A 22,086-nucleotide genomic window follows, 5' to 3' on the forward strand; every position below is an offset into this window, starting at 1 on the left:
CCCCGCCGCTCGCCCGACGCGGTGCCTTACTCGAACTTCATCTGATACAGGTCTTCCATGAACAACCAGCTGTCCTTGTTCTCCTGGTACCAGTTCTTATACCATTCTTCGAGCTTCTTGCCGCCCGCCGCATCCCATGCGCTGATAACGTCGGCGACGCCTTGATCGACCGTATACGAGTTACCGCTGACGACCGTCTTCGCCATAATTTCGTTCATCGTGTTCCAGCCGTCGTTGAAGATCGTGTTGAGGTCCTTGTCGAGCGCCGGACGGAACTTCGCGTGCGTGAAGCCCGGATGCGGACGATTCGGATCCAAGTAGAGCTTCGTCGCTTCTTCGGCGATCGCGATCCATTCCTGGTCGATCGGATTCTCCGACTCGAGGGAACGATCGTTCACGGCGCAAGTTTGCAGCAGGTACGTAGGCATGAACATCCGATAGTCGTTCGTATAGCCCATTTCGGCTTTATTCTTGTCGCGGTCGATCGGCTGCGGACAGCCGCTCGCGGATTCGTTGTAGTGGACGCCTTTCTCGCCGTACGCGAAATGCTTGACCGTGGACTCGGACACCATGAAGTCGATATATTTCATGACCGCGGCCGGATCCTTCGCTTTCGCGTTCACCGAACCCGTCAGTTGGAACGGCGGGTTGAAGTCCGGACCGAACTGTCCGAATTCCGACGCCGGGAACGGCATCGCCACGATTTCGGCGCCGGGCACGCTACTCTTCAGCGTATCGTAGTTTTTGCTGATGACGGAAGCGTACGCCAAGTAGATGCCGAGCTTGCCGCTCGCGAAGTCCTGCTCCGCCTTCTGGCCGTTCGTGTCCGTGAGGAAGTCCTTATCCACGATGTTGTTCTCGAACAGGCGGCGCTTGAACTCGTACGCCGGCTTCATCCGGTCGAACTGGCGAATCAATTCGCCGTCTTGGAGGATGAACATCTCGTTCTGGAACATCGCGTCCACGTAATAGGTCGCGAATTGGCTCAGGTTGATGCCGAACGTATCCTTCGTTCCGTTGCCGTCCGGGTCTCCGTTCGCGAACGAGTCGGCGACTTGATACAGCTCCTCGACCGTCTTCGGCACTTGGAGACCCAGCTTATCCAACCAGTCCTTCCGGATGACCATCATGCCGAGAATTTCCGGCTTCATGATGCGAGCGACCTCGTACATCTTGCCGTCCGGCTTCGTCGCCAGCTTCTTGAGCTCCGGGAATTTCTCGAGCAGCTTCTTGTATTCCGTGCTGTGCTCCGCGATCAAGTCGTCCAGCGGGAGCAGCTGCTTTTGGGCCCACAAGGTGTTGACGAAAGCGTTGTCATACTCGAGAACGAGATCCGGCGCCTCTCCGGACGCGAAGAGCATGCTGTACTTCTGCTGCGATTCGTTCCGCGGAATCGGCACGAATTCGACGTCGACCGGGCCGTTCTCGTTGATCCAACGCGTCCAGCGGTTATCGGAATACGTTCCTTCTTCCTTCGGAATTTGCCCGCGGTCGTAGATCGAAACCGAAATTTTCCCTCTCGCTTCCGGCGCCTCTCCTCCGGTTGACGGCGTTTCCGCCGCCGGCTCGCTCTTCGGTTCGTTCGCCGCGCTGCCGCAAGCCGCCAAAATCGACAATGTCATGACCGCCGCCGTCGACAGCGCGACCGTCTTCTTCATCCGATGCTTCTCCATGCGTAAAGCCTCCCTTTTTTCGTCCGTTCGTTGGTTTGCATAGGTTGCAATAAGCTTATCATGTCCATCCGCAAGCTTCAGCCGAGCCGGCATTCCCCCTTTCCCTGCATCTTCTTTCGCGCTAGCCTTTGATCGAGCCGATGAGCGCGCCCTTCACGAAATATTTTTGCAAGAACGGATACACGATCAGCATCGGCACGACCATGACGAGCACGCCCGCCGACTTGATCGACTCCGGCGTGAGCTGCGTGAACGCCTCCGGATCGAGCTGCGCCATCTCCGCGAGCAGCGATTGGCTTTGAATCATGTTTTGCACGAGCACGGACAGGTTGAATTTCGTCGAATCGTTGATGTACATCAAGACGTTGAAGAACGAATTCCAATGGTTGACCCCATAGAACAGCGACACGGTCGCGATCGCCGGCAAAGATAACGGCAGCACGATCTGGCCGATGATGCGCCATTCCCCGCAGCCGTCGATGCGCGCGGCCTCTTCGAGCTCCTCCGGAATGTTTTCGAAGAACGACCGCAAAATCAGCATATTGTAGGCGCTGACGAGACCGGGCAGCCACAGCGCGCCGTACGTGTTAACGAGGCCCAGCGTCTTGGCGAGCATATAGTTCGGAATGAGCCCGGCCGTGAACAGCATCGTAAATACGATCGCCAGCGTCAGGCCCCTCCGCGCATAGAAATGTTTCTTCGCGAGCGGATACGCCGCCAACACCGTAAACACCATATTCAGCGCCGTCCCGACGACCGTAATCACAAGGCTGTTCCGGAGCGCGTTCATGATGTCCGTCCCTTGGATTAGCTTTCTATAAGCCTCCCATGTCGGATCGACCGGCCAGAGCCCGACTTTCCCGAGCGTGATCGCCTCGCCGCTGCTGAGGCTCAGCGCGACGAGATGGATCAACGGGAGCAGGCAGCTGAGCGCTGCCAACGACAAGATGACATAATTGACGCCGTAAAATACCTTTTCGCCCCAAGTCTGCTTCATGCCCATCCCCCTACCACAAGCCTCTGTCGAATTTCCGTGCGATTTGATTCACCGTCAGCACCAGGACGAGTCCGATCAGCGATTCGAACAGCCCCATGGCCGTCGCGTTGCTGAATTGCCCCGCGCCGAGGCCGACCTTGAAGTTCCACGTGCTGATGACCTCGCCGACGTTGACGATAACCGGATTTTGCAGCACATACACCTGATCGAAGCCCACGTCCATGACGTTGCCGATGTTCAGAATAAACATCAGCACGATCGTCGGCTGGATGCCCGGAATCGTAATGTTCCAGAGCTGCTTCCACTTGCTCGCGCCGTCCATGCCCGCCGCTTCGTACAGACTCGGGTCGATCGACGTCAGCGCCGCCAGGTAGATGATCGCCGCCCACCCGGCTCCCTTCCAGATGCTGGACCCGACGAAGATGGCGATCCAGGACGTCTCGTGAAACAGGAACGGGAACTTCTGTCCGGTCAGCGCCTGCAGCGCGTTGTTGACGAATCCGCTCTCCAGCGCGAACACCATCAGCACCAGTCCGCCGACGATGACCCAGTTCAGGAAGTGAGGGAGAAACACCAACGTCTGCACCCACTTCTTGAACCACGCCCGCCGCACTTCGTTCAGCAGAATCGCCAGCACGATCGGGAACGGGAAGCCGACGAACACCGTCAGCGCGCTAAGCGTGAGCGTATTGCGAATAATGTTGAGCGTCTTCGGATTGTTGAACAAGTACTCGTAATTCGCGAAGCCGACCCACGGACTTCCCCAGATGCCGTCCGCGAAGTTATAGTCCTTGAACGCGATCGCGAGACCCAGCATCGGCGCGTACTTGAACAATAGGAAGAACGCGGCGACCGGCAGGAACATCACGAGGAGCGGCTTATTCTGATTCCATTTTCTTCTGCGATGCAGCGACGCGTTCCGAAGAACGCCCCCGTCCGCGGAAACTTTCCCCATAGTTTGCATACGTCCACCTCTGGTTGATTGTAAGCCGTCCGATCCGCCCGCCGAGCAGCGTCCGTTCGACTGCCCCCACTGTACTCGATGTTTCGTTCAGGAGACAATTCTCAGTTTTGAACCCCCTAACACATTTTGCGAAAATGGCTCCTCCGCCCGCCCCGATGGCCGCTAACAGATTTTGAGCGCCCCGCATTTCTTGCAGAGCGCGCCAAAAGGGCCCGCGGACTTTACGTCCGCGGGCCCTGCCCGATGCATCGTTCACGTCGCTTAATGGCGACTCCGGTATTCGCTCGGCGTCGTCGCCGTCACCTTCTTGAATACCCGATTGAACGTCATATAGTTCGTATATCCGATCGTCGTCGCGATATGATGAATCGATTCTCCGGTGTCCCGGAGCAATCGCTTCGCATGCTCGATGCGGACCTTCGCGACGTAATCGACGAAATTTTCCCCGAATTCGTCCTTAAACAATCGACTGACATAGCTGTTGCTCATCTGGAACCGCTCCCCGATCAGCGATAACGACAAATTCGGGTTGCTCGCCTGCTCCTCGATAAACCTTCGAACCTCTTGAATGACTTGGTGATTGCTCTTGCCTTCCCGCAGCAGCTTCAGCTTCTGGGCGTTCTCCTCTAACAGCCGATGCACGTCTTCGTACAGCTCGTCCACCGTTTCGAACCGCTCCAACGCCTCGTTCAGCGCAGGCACGACCTCGTCCTTCCAGATGTCTTGGATCTCGCCCGGAAGCTCCATCATCTCCCGGAACAGGTGGTAGATCAAGTAGTTCATGACGTTGATTAGGTCGTCCTTCGAGATGATGCGGCTTCGGAAGTCGTCGAACATCTCCTTCAGCTGCTCCGCCCAGAGCACCTCGCCCATCCGGTACGACTGCGCGATGCCGCGAACCATCTGCAGCCCCTTATAGACTTCGCCCTCCGACCTCGAACGAATATCCTGCTGGCCGATGACCCGTCCGTTCCCCAACACGGATTTGTATTTCATGGCTTCCATGGCGTCGTCGTAACTGAGGTGCAGCTCCGACAACGACGTCGTTCGGCTGCCGATCGAAAGCGTTACCGAAAATTTCAGGTTGTCCGCCGTCCATCGAACCATATGCTCGCACAGCTCTCGCAGCCGGTCCTCGAAGTCTTGCTCCGAACCGCCTCGCTTCGATCGGAAGAGCAAGCCCAGTTGCTGACTGGAAATCCACTCCGGCCACGCCTGCACGGACCGCATCGCGGCGATCTCGACGATGACGTTCGTGAGCGCGTACCGAAGCAGCTCCTTGCCATTGCCGGAGTACGACCGCTCGAAGGCGGCGTATTTGTCGATCTCCAGCAGTCCGACGGCCGTCTCGTCGAAGGCGGGGTCCATGCCGAACCGCCGCAGTTCCTTCCTCCATTCCTCCGGCTCGATCGTTCGGTCGCCCTCCATCAGCTCGTGGAAGAAATGACGGCGCTTGTACACGATATCCGCCTCTTGCTGCTTCCGGTATTCCGCCGACTGCTGCACGATCTTGCTGAGCGCGGACTCAATGAGCGTAAACTCGTCTTTGGCCGGCGGCGTCTCTTCCGGGGCGGTCTCAGGGCTCGATAGATCTCGAATCCGCCTTACAAGGCTGACGACCGGGCGATAGTGACGCCGAGACACGAGGATCAGCCATGCCAGCCCGACCGCGAGCGTCGCCATGGTCGCTACGATCCACACGTCGGACAACTCCGCGAACGCCCGGAACGGCGACCCGCCGAGCATCCCGCTCCGGATGCGCCAGCCCGTGTAGCCGGACTCGACGTCGGAGATCTCGCGGCCGACGCTCGCGGACACCGCCTCGAGGTCCTCGCTTTCCGTGCCGAACCACAGCGTCCCGCTGCTGTCGTAGAGGTGGATGAAGCTGAATTCGTTGCCGATCATACCTCGAAGGAAATCCCGTAATGCGCTCTGCGATACATTCACGACCATCAGCCCGTGTTCGCCGGTCAAGAGCGGTACCGTGCGCGTCAAGCTGACGACGACCTTCCCTTCCGTTCCCAACGTTCTTGGGTCGGACCAGCCCGTCCTGCCGGGCTGCTCGAGCATCTGCGTCAGGAACGCCCGATCCGCGAACTGGTCCGCCGTCTGCATCGACTGGTGCCCTAGGACGACGCCGTCCTGGTGACGGTACAGGTAGAGCGAATCGATCAGCGGATTGGACAGCTTGATTTCGTTCAACTTGCGGGATACCTCGTTCGCCGCGATATACGGATTGCCTGATTTTGTAAAAAACGGGATAAATCCGTTGGAAATAATTTCACGATTCATCATCTCGTTGATCGCGCGCAGCGAATACTCCAACGATTGGGTCGCCTGGCCCGAGAACACCTCGTTCGCCCGGACCGTCTCCTTCCTCGTCATCTCCGCCGCGCCGAGAAGGAATATAATAATAAGTACCAAGGGAACGATTATGAAAATGGGAATGTAAGATAGCAGCAACCGATTGTACCAATTATTCGCCATATGCGTCGTCGCTCCCTTCGGCTTTCATTCTATCCGTAAACCGGGTTGTCGGCAACGGTTCGCAATGAAGTACCGCCGAGCGTTCAGGAGCGGTTATCGGAAACCCTTTCCCGTTCGGCTTAGCTAGTTTTATCGGGCAGTATATTTCCTGACTGTTAAAAGTTGTCGTGATTGGTTCCGCCGTTGTAGGGAAGGTCAAGCTCCGGCTCCCCTAGCATTTTTCGCATCTCATTAATTACACGCGCATTTGCCGGGAATTTTCTGCTGCAGCAACGAGATGTATGACGATCGGTAGCGCGTTTTCTGAAATCTGATACTTTATGAGTCTGCCAAGCACTGCCCCGTTCGCCCCTCTTATGGTTTTGTCTTCTGCTCGAGCATAACCGCGCGAGTCAAAATTTCTATCCATCCGCCAAGGCTTACGATATGCTTTACTAACCGTCCATCCATCCCTTCCGTCTTCTTGAGGGGGCGGCCCGTTTCATTGCGGCCGGGTTATCGGATGCTCCAGGTCGACATGGCCCATTAACGATTCTACCTGTCGGCCGTCCACGGTCAGTTCGATGTGCTTGACCTCGTCGAATTGGAACATCGTGTTCTTGAGCGCTTCGAGGGCTAACGCTTCGCCCCCGGCCCCAAGCCGGGCTTCATCCGGTAAACTGATATTCATCGACAGTCCGCCATTCTCGGCGACAAATGTAATGCTGTTAAGATCGACGTTTTTCCAGAGGGCTGTGACCCCGCCATCTTCCGACTGCAGAGCCTTGAACGCGCCCTCATACTTCGAATGCTCGGGGGAAACCTCAATCTCTCGGACGAATGGATGCAGTTCCATAATATCGTCGTCCGTGTAATAAGCCTGAATCGTCATCTTATTGGACGTAGGAGTCGGTTTCGCTACGCCGGCGCCGTTATGGCCGCCGTTGCCGCCGTCCGACACCGTTCCAATGTGCCCGTTCCCCTCGGGCGAGGCTGAAGGGTTGACGCCGCATCCCGCAGCAAGGCTAAGCAGGGCGAATAACGCCAACGCGTACCCGATTTTTTTCATGACGCTCCCCCTTAACGTTAGTTTCAACTCCTATTATAAACTTAAATAATCCTTGATGCCTGCGACAATGCCTTCGGCAACGCGCTGCTGGAAGGCCTCGGTATACATAAGAGACTCGTCGGTCGCATGGCTGAGATATCCGATCTCGAGAAGAACAGCCGGCATCCTCGTCTCCCGGGTGACATGCAGGCTAGCCTGCCTTACTTTCCGATCTGGCAGGCCCGTAGCCGCCAATAGATGGCGATGCATCGCCTCGGCTAACGGCAAGCTCCCGCTCCGGGTATAGTACGTTTCCGTCCCGCTTGGGTTTGCCGGGGGATTGATGCTGTTGGCGTGAATGGACACAAACAAGTCGGCGTTTGCGTCATGGGCGACCCGCACACGCTCCGCCAGGGATAAAGCGAAGTCTTCCTTACGGGTCATAACGACTTCGAGCCCCGGTTCTTGCTTTAGCAATTGTTCCACTTTCAAGCCGAGCGCCAGGGTAAATTGTTTCTCCAACTTCTTGGTCACGCTGATCGCCCCCGGATCGCTGCCTCCATGGCCCGGATCGATGACGACGATCGATTTCCTGTCTTGCTCCTGCGGGTCTTCCGTCAATACGACCGTCAGAAGCCCGTCGCCGTTGTCGGTCAGCGTGTACGAGGCGCTGCTGCGCAAATCGACGACGACTCGCACGGTAGAAGGGTCGGCGTTGAACAGCGCGTATCTGATCTTCGTTACGTTCGCGGAATCCGCGACGTCGAACGAACCGCTTTGCTGCGTGTCCAACGGCAGTCCGTCCGCCAACGCCTCGGCGAACTTCGCTTGCGGCAGATCGACGACAAGCCGGTTCGGGTCGCTAAGGGGAAACACATGCGGCGTAACGCGTTTGTCCAACGCAATGACTAAACGGTCGTCGCCGAAGCGGATCCCGTTAACCGTAGCCAAATCCGTGCTTGCCGGCGGGAGCGGCGATTCGGACGGCGACGTTACATACACGGCTCTTTCAGCCTCGGACCAATCTACAAGGAGCCCCATCTGCTCACTGACGAACCGAATAGGCACGAGCGTAGTATCCGTCGCGACGATCGGTGCGGCCGACAGGGTAACCTCGGCTCCGTTCACGAAAGCCGTCCGTTCGTTTACGCTCAGCAGGAGTGTGGTCCCGCCGCGACTTATGGTGATTGTACCCGTCTGCTCCCAGTCGACATAAAAACCCAGCCCCTCGGCGACGACCCGTAAAGGGATCATCACCCGGTCATTTACGATTTGGACTTGCCCGTTCTTGGGTAAGACGAGCGCTTGTCCGTCCAAATAAACCGTTGTGTCGCCCGCGGACGCATGTCCCGGTTGCGCGAATAGAACTATCAGCACGAAGAAGATTGCGGCCAAACCGTAGTGTTTCATCCGTTACCCCTATTAATCTTGTATTGTCTCCGAAGCCGAGGAACTTGCGCCCTTCGACATCGTCCGACAATATCTTTGACGCGCGCATGCTGTTTTTGTTGCGATTTCATACAATTTTCAATGAGCCTTGACCGTATCGGGTCATCGAAACGACATGATGAGAAATCGTATCCGTCGTGATTCCTATTCCAACGATTCAGAGATAGTTACACAAGTGTTTTCGTCATTATAAAATCTATTTGTACTTCATCGCCCATATTGAATGAGTGTCTTCCAGTTTGAACAAACCCCATTTTTTTATAGAAAGCTATAGCGTTCTCATTATATTCCCATACCCCAAGCCAGATTTTCTTTTTATCATGTTCCACTGCGGTTTCTATCGCTTTATTTAGCAGATATTTGCCAAGTCCATGTTTTTGAAATTTGTTTTTTAAATAGATCCGTTCAATTTCCAGGGTTTCATCACCCATTACTTCGGTCTGAGCGTCATTGATGTTGACCTTTAGATACCCCGCAACTTCATCATTAAAATAAACAAAATAGAAATGCGATAAAGGATTCGATAATTCCTTTTCTAACTGTTTTAAGTTAAGTGCCCTTTCCAGATAGGCGTTCAAATTTTCTGCTGAATTGTGGTCCTTAAACGTCTCTGTAAATGTTTTAACACTAACATCTTGAAGTTTGCTTAGATCTTCGTACGTACATTTTTGTATTCTTATCGTCATTTCATTCTCACCCTTTATTAGATCAATAATTTCTCTTGTTCCCCTTTTTTACGAATTCCCAATCCTTCTCAATATTTTTTCTTATTCTTTTAAGGAGAGTGAAAAGGGTATCCGCCTCTTTTTCCGATAACCCGCTTAGTGCAACGCTATTAGAATACTCGTGTTCTCTTTTTATAAATGGATATACATTTTCCCCTCTCTCTGTTGGAAAGAGCTTTTTAATTTTCTTGTTTTGTGGATCGTCTTTCTTTTCAATAAATCCGTTATTTTCAAGTTTTTGAACTGCACGGGCAGCTGTTGTTCGATCAACTTTTATCATTTCAGCTAACTTTTCTTGAATGATTCCTGGGTTTTCGCATACTCGCACAAGGTACAAATACTGCCCTTTTGTAAGTTCGTACTCTTTAAACTCAATATTACTTATTGAATCTAACGCCCTTGCAATCATTCCAATTTCACGAAGAATTTCCTTCATTACGAACTCCTTATACACCTTTTTATTGTAATATCAACAAAATCGGAATGATAATAATTCACCCTCATTTTATTGTATTTGCAACATAAAACGTTCCCGAATTAGTCCTTCATTGTAAGCACTACTCCCCAGTTAGCGGAGCGCGGCGAGAAGCATTAAAACAAGCAATAGATCGGCTAATTATGGTACGGTTCACCGAGCTGTCTATAATGGCAAGTTAAAGGCCAGCCTTCTCGGCTGGCCGATTTCATGCTTTAGTTAACAAAAAATAGTACGGTTCCAAAATGATCCATAAACCTTGAATAATCGGTGCTCTCTCGTAATACGATGATGGCCGGATAGGAATTTACCTTGCGTTGTTTCAAACCTGCCAAAATCCCCCTTTGTTCAGTACAGTGGAATTTTCCTTGGTTGTACTCGACGATAAGAGGTGGAAGGACAGAACCATGGTTATCGGCTTCGTTGGCATAGGCGTCACCGATATCGAGCTCATCCCGTTGTATGAGACGCAATGGAAGCTTTACGATACCGAAATAGAGCTGATTTAAATCGCAATCCAGTGAACCGGCCGTCGCCGTCCTGGAAAGCTGCCAGTAGCAGTTCATCCATTCTTCGAGCATCCCGTCATTCGCATATTTCAAAGCCGACTCGATTGTCGCTGCGTATGCATGAGAATCCTGTTTCTTCGAGTAAAAGATCTTCTTAATCGAATCCAGGGACAAGAAGTATTCGTCAGCAAGCTCAGAAACCGTGCGCCCGTGGGCATACTTATTTCGAATCATCCGATTTCTTCGCTGCAGCTGCTCCCGATAACCCGAGGCTTCACCCCACGCTCTCTTTCCCTCCCCCGAGGGAATGTAGAGCAGTTTGCCCGCGGCGTATTTTTGAACTTCCCTTGATAGTTCCTTTGGAAGGATCTCAATTGCATTTTCATATTTCATCCAATCACCGTCTACAAGGCGTATATTCGATCTTTCAGTTCGCTAATGGATTTCACAATGGTTGTGCAGGACTCTGCGTCGTCGATCGACGCATGCCAACGCAAAACGTCGATCCCCTTGTAATACGCCATACATAAGAATCTTTCTTTAAACTCCGGAATGATGATTTCCCTCTTCTTGCAGTACTCCACGAGCAACTCCGGTATTCGTAAATAAGGCTTATTTAAATCCATGATCGCGAAGTCGATAAGGAAGTCCCCGATGCCGGAGAAGCTCCAATCGGGAAACCCGACCGTGGTCTTCCCATCCGTAATCATGTTGACGAAAAACGTGAAGTTATTCACCAAATAACGCTTTCCCTCGCAATAATGAATTCGCTTCTCCATCTCCTTGTAATACTGCTCAAAGAAATCGCGTTGTAAGAGTGTCGTACCGAACATTTCCCTCCAGTTATACCAATACCCTTCCTTATCCTCAGCGAACGTGTCGATCAAAAACTCCCTGCAAGTCTCATATTCCGGTTTATAATTCCCGTTGAATCGGCCGTAGCCATCTACTCCCGATATATCCGAAGCATGAATTTCTAATAAACTGTCAAAAAACAACTCGTGGCAATTCCAGAACTGTTCGGGAGTTAATTGATCTGCTACAAATCCATTCGGTGTCATACTGACTTTCTCAGATAGCATCGATCTTAAGAAATTATCTTTGCTCATCTTATTTCTCCTTTGCTCGATTCTCAACTCACTCATCAGGTGCGCATCTAATATGTGAAAATCATAACATTGGATCAGGGTTGCGATATATGCAATGTATGGCTTAACCCAACTTTGCACAACCTTAAAACTTGCCGTAATTTATGGTATGGTTCACATCGCTATACCCAAAAACATTTCAGCCACTAAACTTCCAATTACTTCAACGGAAAACGGAAACCGATCGTCGGCAAGCTGCCCTGGTGACTTACGGTGCTATCGTACTCCGTCGTATTATGAGTTCAGCCAGTTTTTAAAGGGTTGATTACGAAGCGTGGCTCTAAACAGTTGAGGATCGGATGAAAAGGCTTCCAACACTTAATGGAGGGTTATTTGATATGCCATTTAACAGTATAGAGCTTACTCTTTAAGAACTTAAGAGAAAAATGTTGACAAGCTATTAGCTGGTATTAGCTTAATCATTTTCTTCATCCTTGGTTAAAACATCGCTTTATCTCTGCTAACTAATCCATAATCATGTCAACGACTTGTTTCGCGAAAGCAGCATAGGGTTCGACCAGATCAGGACTTCGATCAATAGCCCACCTGAGGTTATCGAAAGCCCTCAATAGCAGAAAATGCCTCGTGACAGAAAGTTCTTTTTCACTTATTCCGTACCCGACCATAAACGATGTAAATTCCTCAACATTTGGGCTTTCCTCAATACCCAATATTTGGTAATGCATCAATCGAGCAACTGTTGCATGCGGTACCACGTTTACTTCTGCATTCCAATCCAGCAATATAACTTGGTTTGCCTGATTGACAATAGCATTCTTTATAGAGAGATCTCCATGGTCTAACCCGAAGCGGAACGGTTCACTCTTCAAATTTTCAAACAGTTCTTTTACTCTCTGCGATTCCATCTGAGTGATTACTCCAAGCTCAATCAAGCGATCATTCTCAGTCAAACTATTAATATTATACTGCACATACCCTTGCCAACTGCCGTCTGATCCGGCATGAGAAGGTGACTGAAACTCACCATCGACTGGATTAATCAGGTTCCCTCCATATCCTTTCACTTGAATAGAATGAATAAGCCTGGCATATTCGCCCAGTTTCCTCCAAACATCGGACTTGGGAACAGTGCTGTCTAACCCGTTGACTCCCTCAACAAAGGCTTGAATCATATATGCGGTTTCATCAACAATTCCAATAGACAACACTTCAGGTCCAGGAATGCCAACTGCGACTGCTTGCTCGATACACCATTTTTCTTTGATAAAGCTTGGATATGTATCTTTATCGTTCATGCGGACAACGACTTTATGGCTCTTAGTTTCGACAACGCAAACCTGATTTGTGATACCTTTACCTATGATTTGATAAGATGTTATTATTTGTTCTCGTAGAAAATCGCCTGCAATTCGTTCTGCTTGCATAACAAAGTCCTTCATAGTTTCTTTAAACCCCTCTAGTTTCGTTCTTCGATCAGTCTACCACACACTTTTTTTGAGAAATACTTTTTTAACTAATCAATCCTGCCAGTTATTTCAATGAACAACGGCAGCCGAATGTATGGCCGGCTGCCGTCGTGTCGTGAAGGAACTTTCGATTCCCGTTGGTTCAAATTTAGCTTCATAGTAACTGTATCGTTCACTTATATCAATCAAGTGAATGACTCAATAACCATGAATACAACTCAGGATTTGCATATGTTTCCGTCCAAGAATCGTGGCCAGCTTCGGGATATACAGTTAATTTTACATTTCCGCCACACGCTTGCAGAGCGTTGACCATATTTTCTGATTCTTCAAGCCTTACCACATTGTCCTTCGCACCATGAAACGCCCACACAGGCGTATTGACCAACGCCTGCACTCGATTCGGATTGCCGCCTCCGCAAATGGGCACTATAGCTGCAAACTTTTCTGGGTGTGACGACGCCAGATCCCACGTACCATAGCCTCCCATACTTAGTCCGGTAAGATAAACCCGCTTTTCGTCTACATTGAAACTCGTCGTTATTTCATCGAGTAATGCCAGCAGAGCATCTTTCTCTGCATTCCAGAATGAGTCCTCAGCACACTGCGGCGAGACAGCGATAAACGGTAGACTCGGATCATTGTCGGCAATTTTTGGGATTCCATGCACTTTCACTTTTTGGATATCATCACCGCGTTCGCCTGCACCGTGCAAAAACAAAACCAGCGGCCACTTCCTTTTGTTATCCTGTCCATAGCCTTCCGGCAAATGCAGCAGATAGTTTACCTGCACTGTCTTTGTTACTTGTTTTTCCAACTGGTGAGCTGCTTGACTCATACGTATCACCTTCGTTTCTCAAATTAGACGGAGCTCATGCATACTTTTTATCACATAGATTTCCACATGACTGAATAAACTCCTGCATTTTATGAATAAAGCTGCCAGTTACTTCAATGTGCGCAGGCTGCCGTTCTTTCATAAATTATTCATACCACTGCCTCGGTCCGATGATATGAAATAAACGATTTCCATCAATGAGCAATGCATCTTGTATACGTGAAATTGTGAAGTCACTAATCGGCAAAGGTAAGTCATCTACAGCCCAATATTTACATTCCGTTACTTCCTTCGTGTCAGGCTGTGGTTGTTGATTTGCGACTACCTTACAAGTGAAAACAAAATGGTGCATATCGTTATTCGGCTCGTAATACACGCCAGTTAAGCGCTCTACTGTAGCGTCTAGACCCGTTTCTTCAAGTACTTCTCTCTTAGCAGTATCCCCTGCAGACTCATTCAGCTCCGATAACCCACCAGGTAGTTCCCAATTGAATTTCCCGTAGTTATGTTTCACTAGAAGAACTCGCCCGTCTGAATCCATTATAATTGCAGCTGCTCCTACAAGCTTTTTTGACAATTCGATATGCCCCCTGACAAGTTTTATATGTAAATATATACCATATTATAGACGTCAATAATCTAATTTTGTTGCGGACTTATTAAAGTATCCTGCCAGTTAACGCAATGAAGCCGCCCGATCGTACCGGCGGCTTAGTCCTGGTTGTTTGACGGAAATAACGTCTCCATTAGCGTAACGAACTTACTTATTCCGAGGAAGCTGCTTTACGAAGAAATGCTTTTATCAATGGATGAGTAATATATTTCAGTACCGAACGTTTTCTGCAATTCGCCGATCTGCCGATACAATTCCCACTGTCAGTTATAGATTTTCTTTCCATAAAAGGTTATTATGCAATTAGCTTAGCGATAAGCAAGTTCCTGATACGAAGGGAGATGTGTTTTAATGGCAACTACTATGGTGGTTTGGTCTTAAAACTGAATAGCAGGCATATGCGAAAAAGGCGGGAAAACGCACGTATTATTTGCTATGCCATTCAAAGTAACCTTTCGTGAATATTGCTGTTTGCAGGATACGATGAAGGTCGTATCTTTTTTGCGTCCTGATGCCGCGCGACAGCAGCTTCTTTAGAGGCTGCTTGTCCGTGGCATTTTTGCGTCCAAAAAACAACATTAAAGGAGCTAACAAAAAAACTTGATGGATTTAAAAACCTATGGCTACACAGAAATAGAAGCATTCCCGACGGATTATTGCCCGGCAGGGTGACGGAGCTTCGGCGCGAGCGCTTCACGGTCGTGACCGAGCGCGGCGAAGTAACGGCGGTACTCAAAGGAGCGTTCTATCACAGCGCGGAAACGCGTGTAGACTTTCCGTGTGTTGGTGACTTTGTCTTGCTACACTACAACGAGAGCGGAGATTCTCTCATCATTACGGTACTGCCCCGCCGCTCTAAATTCTCACGCGCAGATTACTCAGGGCATGCCTCAGCTATGCCAAAACCATACGGGAACAGGTCGTTGCAACCAACTTTGACTATGTGTTTATCCCTTCTCCTCTAAGTTTGGATTTCAAGGTTACCCGCATCATGCGGTACCTGACACAAGCCAAGCAGAGCGGTGCCCAGCCGGTCGTCATTTTGACCAAGGCTGAGCTCGTCGACAGGAGGGCTCGAAACAAAACGATCGCCATGTGGAGCAAGCAAACGAAGAAACACGGGGGATGGAAATGATTATGAAATTCGAAACGCTGATCTATGCCTTAAGCCGACGGTTCAAGAAGGATATCATCTCTGCCGACTGCCAAACCATGCCGTTACAGGGCGGAACTGTGGGAAATGTATACCTAGTAACGGGGATCGCCGAAACCGCAGATGGTGAAAAATTGCCGTACCGTATCGTGCTGAAAATCCAGAAGAAATGGGAGCGTTACGGAGATCCGGGTTCATGGCGTCGGGAATATGATCTCTATGCGTCCGACTTGGGAGCGACGTTCTCGGATGCCTTCCGCTGGCCGACATGTTATCACGCCGAGATCAATGCCGAAGAAAATGAATTCCAGCTGTGGCTGGAATATATCGATGGCGTAACCGGTTTAGACTTGACCGGTGACATGTATGAACAGGCCGCGCTGGAGTTAGGGCGCTATCAAGGCAAACTGTATTCGGGGCAGCCCGCTGTGCTGCAGAGCCTGAACAACCTGAGCCATGCAGATCTCATGAAGAATACGTATCTGCATTACCGGTCATGGCCGGTCGTCTACGATTATATACGCTCGGAGGACTGCGATTTCCCGCAGCACGTGCGGCAAATGCTCATCGACATCGATGAGCACACAGACGAGATACTCGCCCGCATCGAAAAGTTGCCCCTCGTGCTTTGCCACCGGGACTTCTGGGTGACCAACCTAATCTATGCCGACGGGAAAATCGCGCTCATCGACTGGGATACAGCCGGATGGGGCTACCTGGGCGAGGATCTCGCAAGCCTGATTGCGGATGAAGCGGATATCGATCACATGGTCGATTACTACCAGCGATGTGTTCCCGCGTATTACAAAGGATTTTCGGAGTATGCGGATGTATCCCATATCGCCGATCATTGCGTCTACGAGATGATCCTTCTCGTATTCGGATATAGGCTTGTGGAGTGGTATCTCGGCACAGAGGACGATGACGAGAAGACGAAGCATATCCATACGCTCCAAAAAATCTATGAGATAAAGACCAGCCCTGTTCAAGGTTGACTCTAAAAAAAGAACTCCGGTTCAATCATGATGTCACCTACAACTACAGTGTACCGAGGAATGTGCGCGCATCGATATTATAGGTGAATCCGCGATAAAAAAAGCCAGGCTGCTCCCTTCAGCATGAAGGAACAACCTGGCTTTATTGTTCAACTAACGCACCCGATAGCTGAATCCTCCACCACTTGCTTCGAGTTATTCAGTGATTTCCCATTGAGGGTTCCAGACCACTTCCCATAAATGACCATCAGGATCTTGGAAATAGCCTGAATAGCCGCCCCAAAATGTGTCATGTGCCGGGACTGTGATAATAGCACCTGCCTTCTTCACCATTTCCATTACCTTGTCCACTTCTTCCTTGCTGCTTACATTATGACCAAGAGTAAATTCAGCAGGGTTAGGCTGGGTCTGGTTGATCTTTGCATCAAGAGCAAGATTTTTACGTTCAAATATTGCGAGCCTTAAGCCTGCTTCCAGGTCGAAAAAGGCAACTGCGCCATTTTCAAATTCTTGGCCAACAATACCTTCCGTCGGAAACCCTAGAACGTCGCGATAAAATACCAAGGATCGCTCCAAGTCATCTACCCCCAACGTAATAACAGTAATTCGCGGTTTCATTTTTATCCTCCCTTAAAAATTAAATAAACATGCTACGCCTGACGGTATCTGTTACTTATTTAACTTTTATTACGGTTCCATTCTCCATTTTAATAGATTGTTATACTTTTTTATTGTAAAAATCGGACATATTGCCAAACTCTCTGACAGCAACACTCAGGGAATCACCGTAAAAGCGTTTAAAATCTCGTATCATGTGGGCTTGATCGAAATAACCATGATTGAAGGCGAGGGTCCTGTCAATGACCGGCGAACTTTGTATGACGTTAACTATCGATTGGAACCTCACAACTTCACAAAATCTCTTGGGGCTAGTTCCGATCCAACGATAAAAGATGCGGTTCATTTGACGTGTACTAATCGCTTCTTTGCTGGCTAATTCCCGTACACTTTTTTTTCCTTCGGTCACAAAAATGTGATAGAGCAGATTATTTATTAGGTTATCGTTGGCTATTATTTTGGTACGTACGCAAGAGAGTAAGTATTCATCCATGATCCTAGCTTTTTTTTCGAAGGATGTCTCTTCGAAAATCCGAGCTTCAATCTCTTTAGTCATACTCGCCCAAACCAGATCTATATCGACATGAGAATTAGCAAATTCTTGTTGTGGTATGCCTAACATTGAATAGATTCCACCTGGAAAAAATCGTACACCGAACTTCCGCAGAGGGTAATGCTGATCGTAGGTAATTGTAAAAGGCTCATCAATGAAGCCACAAAACAAAGTGCGATATTTATTTCGCTTAAGATCATGTTCAAATATAATGTCACTGCAGCCGTCCGGCAGCACCCGATCAACGCTTCCCTCACGAAGCGCATTGAGGGATCGAGAAGAGTCCTGTTGTTGATTTTCTGTGACCGGTTCGCTTACCCAATAACAAGATACATACGAATTTAGTAACGGGGAGGGTATGATTTCCATATATTTGTTTGTTGCTACTCTACCGTTTGCTTGCCGTGGCTGAAAAAGAGTATGGGTTTGCAAATCCACAAAGCTTGTCTCCCTTGATTCAGCATTTTTGAACTCAAGTTTAGGAACTCTTGCCCTATAATGTTATCACATTCCTTCAGAAAACATTTAAGCGGGTTTAATCGGGTTATGTTCTTGTCGCTCGACATCAACCCTCAACTATACTCAAACACGAATCCTGTCTTACGATATGGCTTCCAGTTCGTCTACGAGGCCGCCGACGAATGCCGCAGCGTTATGAATCGGACGAGCATCCGAGAAGTCAATGCCGGCCAATTGGAGCAATTCAAGCGGTTTCATGGATCCTCCCGCCTTCAGTACACGAAACCAGCGCTCCACAGCGGTGTTCCCCTCCTCACGAATTTGAGCCATCATGGCCGTGGAAACGGTCAACCCCGCCCCATACGTATACGGATATAAGCCCATGTAATAATGAGGCTGCCGCATCCAAGTCAAACGGGCGCCTGCATCGATCTGCACCGCGTCTCCCCAAAATTCGGACAACACGCTGCCTTTCATCGCGGATAACGACTCCGCTGTAAGCGGCACGCCTTTGTCCGCCGCCGCATATACGCGTCTTTGCATTTCGGCTTCGAGCAAATGCGTCACAAAATTGTGGTAATAAGTGTGGTTCAACTGATTCATCAAGACCGAGCGCTTCATTACCCGACTGTCGGTCTGATTGCGAAGATGTTCCGCAAGGAGAAGCTCGTTAAGCGTGGACGGAGCTTCAATGAAGAACAGCGACGGACGGTAGTTCACGAAGCGCTGATGCCGCTCGGCGAGCATGAAGTGCCCTGCATGGCCGAGCTCGTGAGCCAGAAGGAACGCATTGCTCATATTGCCGGTCCAAGTCAGCAGGATTCGCGCGTGTTTCCCGTAGGGAGTGTTGCAGAAAGCCCCGGTGGATTTGCCTTTATTGTCGGCGTAATCGACCCACCGACGGGAAACCCCCTGCTTCATCAGCTCCGTATATTCCGTCCCCATCACCCGCGTGGCTTCTACGATCATTTGGCCAGCTTCTTTAAAGGAAATCGTCGCCATGAAGGAAGAATCGTCGAACGGGACCTTCAAGTCACAAAATGAAAGCTGTTCCAATCCAAGTTTTTTCTGCTTTAGACGGACGAAACGGCGCATATGCGGCGCCAATTCACTGAAGAGGGTTCCGGTGATCCGATGGTATACATCCACGCTGATTTGCTGAGAATGAAGCAGCATGTGTGTCGCGGATTCAAACCCTCTCAACCGGGCGATAACCGTTTGCCGCTTCACTTCCCCGGCATAGGCGGAGGCGATTCCATGCTTGTAGGCCTCAAGCGTGGCTGTAAAAGATCGATAAGCTTCCCGCCTCAGGACCGGATCACGGTTCAATTCGTAATCGTTCTCGAATAACGCAAACGAAACAGGGCGAACGGCGCCTTCGCTGTCGCGCACAGAGGAGAAGGTCATATCGGAAAGCTTGCTGCGCTGATAAAATGTATACGGAATATGCAGTACTTCCTGCAACGAAGCCAGCACGTATTCGCTTTCTTCTGACAGGCGGAACGGTTTTGCCTCCCGCATATCGTGCAGATACTTGCGGAAAGGCGCCAGCGCCTCTTCGTCCTGCATCGCCTTCTCGATGCTGTCGTCCTCCATTCGGAGGACTTTGGATTCTAAATCGGCCGTGTAGGCCTGAAACTGTGCTGTAACATCCCCGATCTTCCCGGCCATATCTTGCGATTCGGCATCGCTGCTGTCTTCTGAGAGTCGAAGCCGGGAATACGCCGCCAAATGATTGACTCGCAAGCCCAACGCCTCTAATGACGTTAGCGCAGCCAGAAGCGCTTGCGCATCCAAAGTTCCCTGCCTTTTCCACGGAGCCGGTTCATCCAATATGTTCTGTACCTGTATCCGCTCCCGATCCCATGCTTCAGGATTCGGGAACAAGTCGCTCAGATCCCACGTGCTCGACTCCGGAACTTCGTTTCGCCTCATCCTTTCCGGCATACCATACCTCCAATGTCCAAATGTCGCTCGAAATTTCACTTGCGTAAAGATAGGTCAATCATGTTCTTCCAAGGCACTATACAGTGTATTAGAAATATACAGTTTGGAATACATGTCTTCTTTTAAGTATTACGGGACATTTCTATTCATTTTGATTCAATTGTTAAAGATTTCCTGACTATATCCGGTGTGTCGCTCTTGTAGGCCGAGGCGTCCGGCTACGACTTCCAGCGCGAGCGTAAGAGACATCAATTCGTCATACGACAGCAGCTGGCGTTCAAGCCGATAATTATCCATAATCTCGAAGCAGCCCTCTGCTCCGTGTAGGATACGATGGGAATTCCCGCGAGATTAAGGGACTCCAGTCTCCCGTTTAGTCCTATATTTGGAGTACCGCCCGCTCCGTCTTCGCGTCCCACCGCCAATCGATCCGTCCATCCAGACGCAAGCCTCCGTACCATTCGTCCATCTCTATTTCGCGAATCGCGTCCGTCTCTCCTGCCTCCGCCGTCCGTCCGAAAACGGTCAGCTCGACCCGGCGTGCCGAGACGGGGAGCGTATTGGCTGCGGAGCAGGTAGATGGCCGCTCGGCTTCGTCAACGAACCGGATCAACGCCTTCGGCCGTTCCGCCATGCTTCGCAGCCGATGCCAATATTCCATATCGCCCATGCCGAGATCGCCGATGCGATCCCCTACGTCACGGAACAAGTCGGTCGCCGCGCGCGCGCCGTCCCGCAAGGCTACCAGCGTCGTCTGCTCGACGATGCCCAACCCGTTCCGAACCGACGGCAACCGTGCCAAATGCCAACGGAACGCCGAACGGGCGTAAGGGAGCGCCGACGTATCACATGAGAGCGCAAGCGCATGCGTTTCCAAGCTCGGCGACGCATAAGCCTCCCATAGCTTCGCGCCCGTCTCGAACTCCCTACGCCCGACCGGACGCCATGTGCCCGATAGCGTCTCCAACTGCTCAACGGTCAGTTGGCCCAATCCCCGAAACCGGTCAATGCCCGGGAATTCCCCGATGCAGAGCAAACTGAGCTTGGTTCGCCCGAGCGGCCGTCCGGCAAACCAACGAAGCAAATACCATAGCATCGTCTGGTCGAACAAGTCGTGCTCGAACCACATAACGACCTCGTCGTACGTCCCGAAACGACCCAGCTCCCGTTCTTGCTCCTCACAGACCCGGACGTAGTCGTTCGCCGGAATGCCCATCTCTCGCTCCAAATAGGCCGCCCGCATCGTTCGACATTCGCGGTCTTCCATGTCTAGAAACGCCGGCCCCACCGGGTATACCTCCCTCCAAACCAGCACGTCCCCCGGAATGGCAGCCCGCTTCAAGGTTTCCCCGACATGATCCCCGTTCACAATGTGCAGCATTTTAGCGCCTCCTTCGTATAGATCGTGGAATACCGTAACGACGTTGGACACATGGAGCGACGTTCTCAGCGTCCGTCGGGCGTCGTATAGACGTTTCTTCAAGACCGCCGGGGAGACGTTCAGCGCGGCCGCGATTTCTTTGATCGAGTATCCGAGCAAATGCGTTCGCGACGCTCCACGATCGTGCGGAACCAGCCCGGAAACGCCTCCGGCTGCCAGAGTCCGTCCAACTTGGCGAACGCTTCCGCGAACGCGTCCTGTGCCGCATCCTCCGCTCGAGACGAGTCGTTCAATTTCGCAATCGCGACCGCGTAGCCCATTCCGTAAAAATGCCGTACCAGTTCAGCCCACGCCGCCTGGTCACCCCGCTTCGCTTCCTCTACCCACAACCTCACTTCACCATCTCCCTTTGCAAACGCCTTCGATATTGAAGTGCCGAAAACACCGAAAAAGGTTACATTTCGCTTAGCGCATCGTTCATCCCTTTTCTCGAGACGGCTCGAAATGCCAAAAGCGATGGATCGGAGGCGCAACATTACTAGCTATGTAGAGCAGGATTCGCCAAAAATATCCCTTGCTCCTGCCCCTAGACGAAAACGATCGTCGGTTTCCGCCTGTTCAAATCGAATCACATTCCTGGCGGTATAA

At 50.8% G+C, this 22,086-nt stretch carries 20 protein-coding genes; 2 read left to right on the top strand and 18 right to left on the bottom strand.

The window, feature by feature from the left end; all coding sequences use genetic code 11:
* Positions 1-26 precede the first annotated feature (26 nt).
* The 13 genes from RIN49_RS06055 to RIN49_RS06115 all read right to left on the bottom strand — a co-directional run bounded on the left by RIN49_RS06055 (position 27) and on the right by RIN49_RS06115 (position 14,296).
* Positions 27-1,673, bottom strand: a complete 1,647-nt coding sequence (locus RIN49_RS06055; protein ID WP_309119267.1) for an extracellular solute-binding protein — start codon at positions 1,671-1,673, stop codon at positions 27-29.
* 121 nt (positions 1,674-1,794) lie between these two features.
* On the bottom strand, positions 1,795-2,670 hold the full coding sequence (locus tag RIN49_RS06060) for a carbohydrate ABC transporter permease (protein WP_309119268.1): 876 nt from the start codon (positions 2,668-2,670) through the stop codon (positions 1,795-1,797).
* Between the two features lie 10 nt (positions 2,671-2,680).
* Complete coding sequence (locus RIN49_RS06065; protein WP_309119269.1) at positions 2,681-3,625, bottom strand: ABC transporter permease; 945 nt, start codon at positions 3,623-3,625, stop codon at positions 2,681-2,683.
* Between the two features lie 270 nt (positions 3,626-3,895).
* A complete protein-coding gene (locus RIN49_RS06070) occupies positions 3,896-6,121 on the bottom strand; it encodes a helix-turn-helix transcriptional regulator (protein ID WP_309119270.1) in 2,226 nt (741 codons plus the stop codon).
* A gap of 481 nt (positions 6,122-6,602) precedes the next feature.
* Entirely contained in the window at positions 6,603-7,169 is a 567-nt protein-coding gene (locus RIN49_RS06075; protein ID WP_309119271.1) for a GerMN domain-containing protein, read from the bottom strand.
* Between the two features lie 33 nt (positions 7,170-7,202).
* Positions 7,203-8,558 carry an N-acetylmuramoyl-L-alanine amidase family protein gene (locus tag RIN49_RS06080; protein WP_309119272.1) on the bottom strand — a complete coding sequence of 452 codons (1,356 nt, stop codon included), beginning with the start codon at positions 8,556-8,558 and terminating at the stop codon, positions 7,203-7,205.
* A 206-nt stretch (positions 8,559-8,764) separates the two neighbouring features.
* Positions 8,765-9,283, bottom strand: a complete 519-nt coding sequence (gene paiA, locus RIN49_RS06085) for a spermidine/spermine N(1)-acetyltransferase (RefSeq protein ID WP_309119273.1) — start codon at positions 9,281-9,283, stop codon at positions 8,765-8,767.
* Between the two features lie 22 nt (positions 9,284-9,305).
* The gene (locus RIN49_RS06090; protein WP_309119274.1) at positions 9,306-9,758 is read right to left on the bottom strand and encodes a MarR family winged helix-turn-helix transcriptional regulator; all 453 of its coding nucleotides are present in this window, start codon (positions 9,756-9,758) and stop codon (positions 9,306-9,308) included.
* Positions 9,759-10,012: 254 nt separating this feature from the next.
* Positions 10,013-10,699, bottom strand: coding sequence for a CD3324 family protein (locus tag RIN49_RS06095; RefSeq protein ID WP_309119275.1), 687 nt, complete (start codon positions 10,697-10,699; stop codon positions 10,013-10,015).
* 11 nt (positions 10,700-10,710) lie between these two features.
* On the bottom strand, positions 10,711-11,415 hold the full coding sequence (locus tag RIN49_RS06100) for a hypothetical protein (RefSeq protein ID WP_309119276.1): 705 nt from the start codon (positions 11,413-11,415) through the stop codon (positions 10,711-10,713).
* A 503-nt stretch (positions 11,416-11,918) separates the two neighbouring features.
* A complete protein-coding gene (locus tag RIN49_RS06105; RefSeq protein ID WP_309119277.1) occupies positions 11,919-12,839 on the bottom strand; it encodes a phosphotransferase in 921 nt (306 codons plus the stop codon).
* 223 nt (positions 12,840-13,062) lie between these two features.
* On the bottom strand, positions 13,063-13,719 hold the full coding sequence (locus RIN49_RS06110; protein WP_309119278.1) for a carboxylesterase family protein: 657 nt from the start codon (positions 13,717-13,719) through the stop codon (positions 13,063-13,065).
* 145 nt (positions 13,720-13,864) lie between these two features.
* Positions 13,865-14,296 carry an NUDIX hydrolase gene (locus RIN49_RS06115; protein ID WP_309119279.1) on the bottom strand — a complete coding sequence of 144 codons (432 nt, stop codon included), beginning with the start codon at positions 14,294-14,296 and terminating at the stop codon, positions 13,865-13,867.
* 979 nt (positions 14,297-15,275) lie between these two features.
* Here RIN49_RS06115 and RIN49_RS06120 point away from each other — a divergent pair.
* Both RIN49_RS06120 and RIN49_RS06125 read left to right on the top strand, forming a co-directional pair.
* The gene (locus RIN49_RS06120) at positions 15,276-15,467 is read left to right on the top strand and encodes a hypothetical protein (protein ID WP_309119280.1); all 192 of its coding nucleotides are present in this window, start codon (positions 15,276-15,278) and stop codon (positions 15,465-15,467) included.
* Complete coding sequence (locus tag RIN49_RS06125) at positions 15,464-16,480, top strand: aminoglycoside phosphotransferase family protein (protein ID WP_309119281.1); 1,017 nt, start codon at positions 15,464-15,466, stop codon at positions 16,478-16,480. Before RIN49_RS06120 ends, RIN49_RS06125 begins: the two co-directional genes overlap by 4 nt.
* 195 nt (positions 16,481-16,675) lie before the next feature.
* On the opposite strand, the gene RIN49_RS06130 is transcribed toward RIN49_RS06125, so the two are convergent.
* The 5 genes from RIN49_RS06130 to RIN49_RS06150 all read right to left on the bottom strand — a co-directional run bounded on the left by RIN49_RS06130 (position 16,676) and on the right by RIN49_RS06150 (position 21,833).
* Complete coding sequence (locus tag RIN49_RS06130; RefSeq protein ID WP_309119282.1) at positions 16,676-17,098, bottom strand: VOC family protein; 423 nt, start codon at positions 17,096-17,098, stop codon at positions 16,676-16,678.
* A gap of 100 nt (positions 17,099-17,198) precedes the next feature.
* Positions 17,199-18,089, bottom strand: a complete 891-nt coding sequence (locus RIN49_RS06135) for a DUF6597 domain-containing transcriptional factor (RefSeq protein WP_309119283.1) — start codon at positions 18,087-18,089, stop codon at positions 17,199-17,201.
* Between the two features lie 162 nt (positions 18,090-18,251).
* Positions 18,252-20,057 (bottom strand): oligoendopeptidase F, encoded by a 1,806-nt coding sequence (gene pepF / locus RIN49_RS06140; RefSeq protein ID WP_309119284.1) that lies wholly within the window; start codon positions 20,055-20,057, stop codon positions 18,252-18,254.
* 379 nt (positions 20,058-20,436) lie between these two features.
* Positions 20,437-21,597 (bottom strand): DUF1835 domain-containing protein, encoded by a 1,161-nt coding sequence (locus tag RIN49_RS06145; RefSeq protein ID WP_309119285.1) that lies wholly within the window; start codon positions 21,595-21,597, stop codon positions 20,437-20,439.
* Positions 21,558-21,833, bottom strand: coding sequence for an RNA polymerase sigma factor (locus RIN49_RS06150; RefSeq protein ID WP_309119286.1), 276 nt, complete (start codon positions 21,831-21,833; stop codon positions 21,558-21,560). The genes RIN49_RS06145 and RIN49_RS06150 overlap by 40 nt, the downstream gene beginning before the upstream one ends.
* Positions 21,834-22,086: the final 253 nt, after the last annotated feature.

It is taken from the genome of Paenibacillus sp. (assembly GCF_031177825.1).
Taxonomy (GTDB): Bacteria; Bacillota; Bacilli; order Paenibacillales; family YIM-B00363; genus Paenibacillus_AE.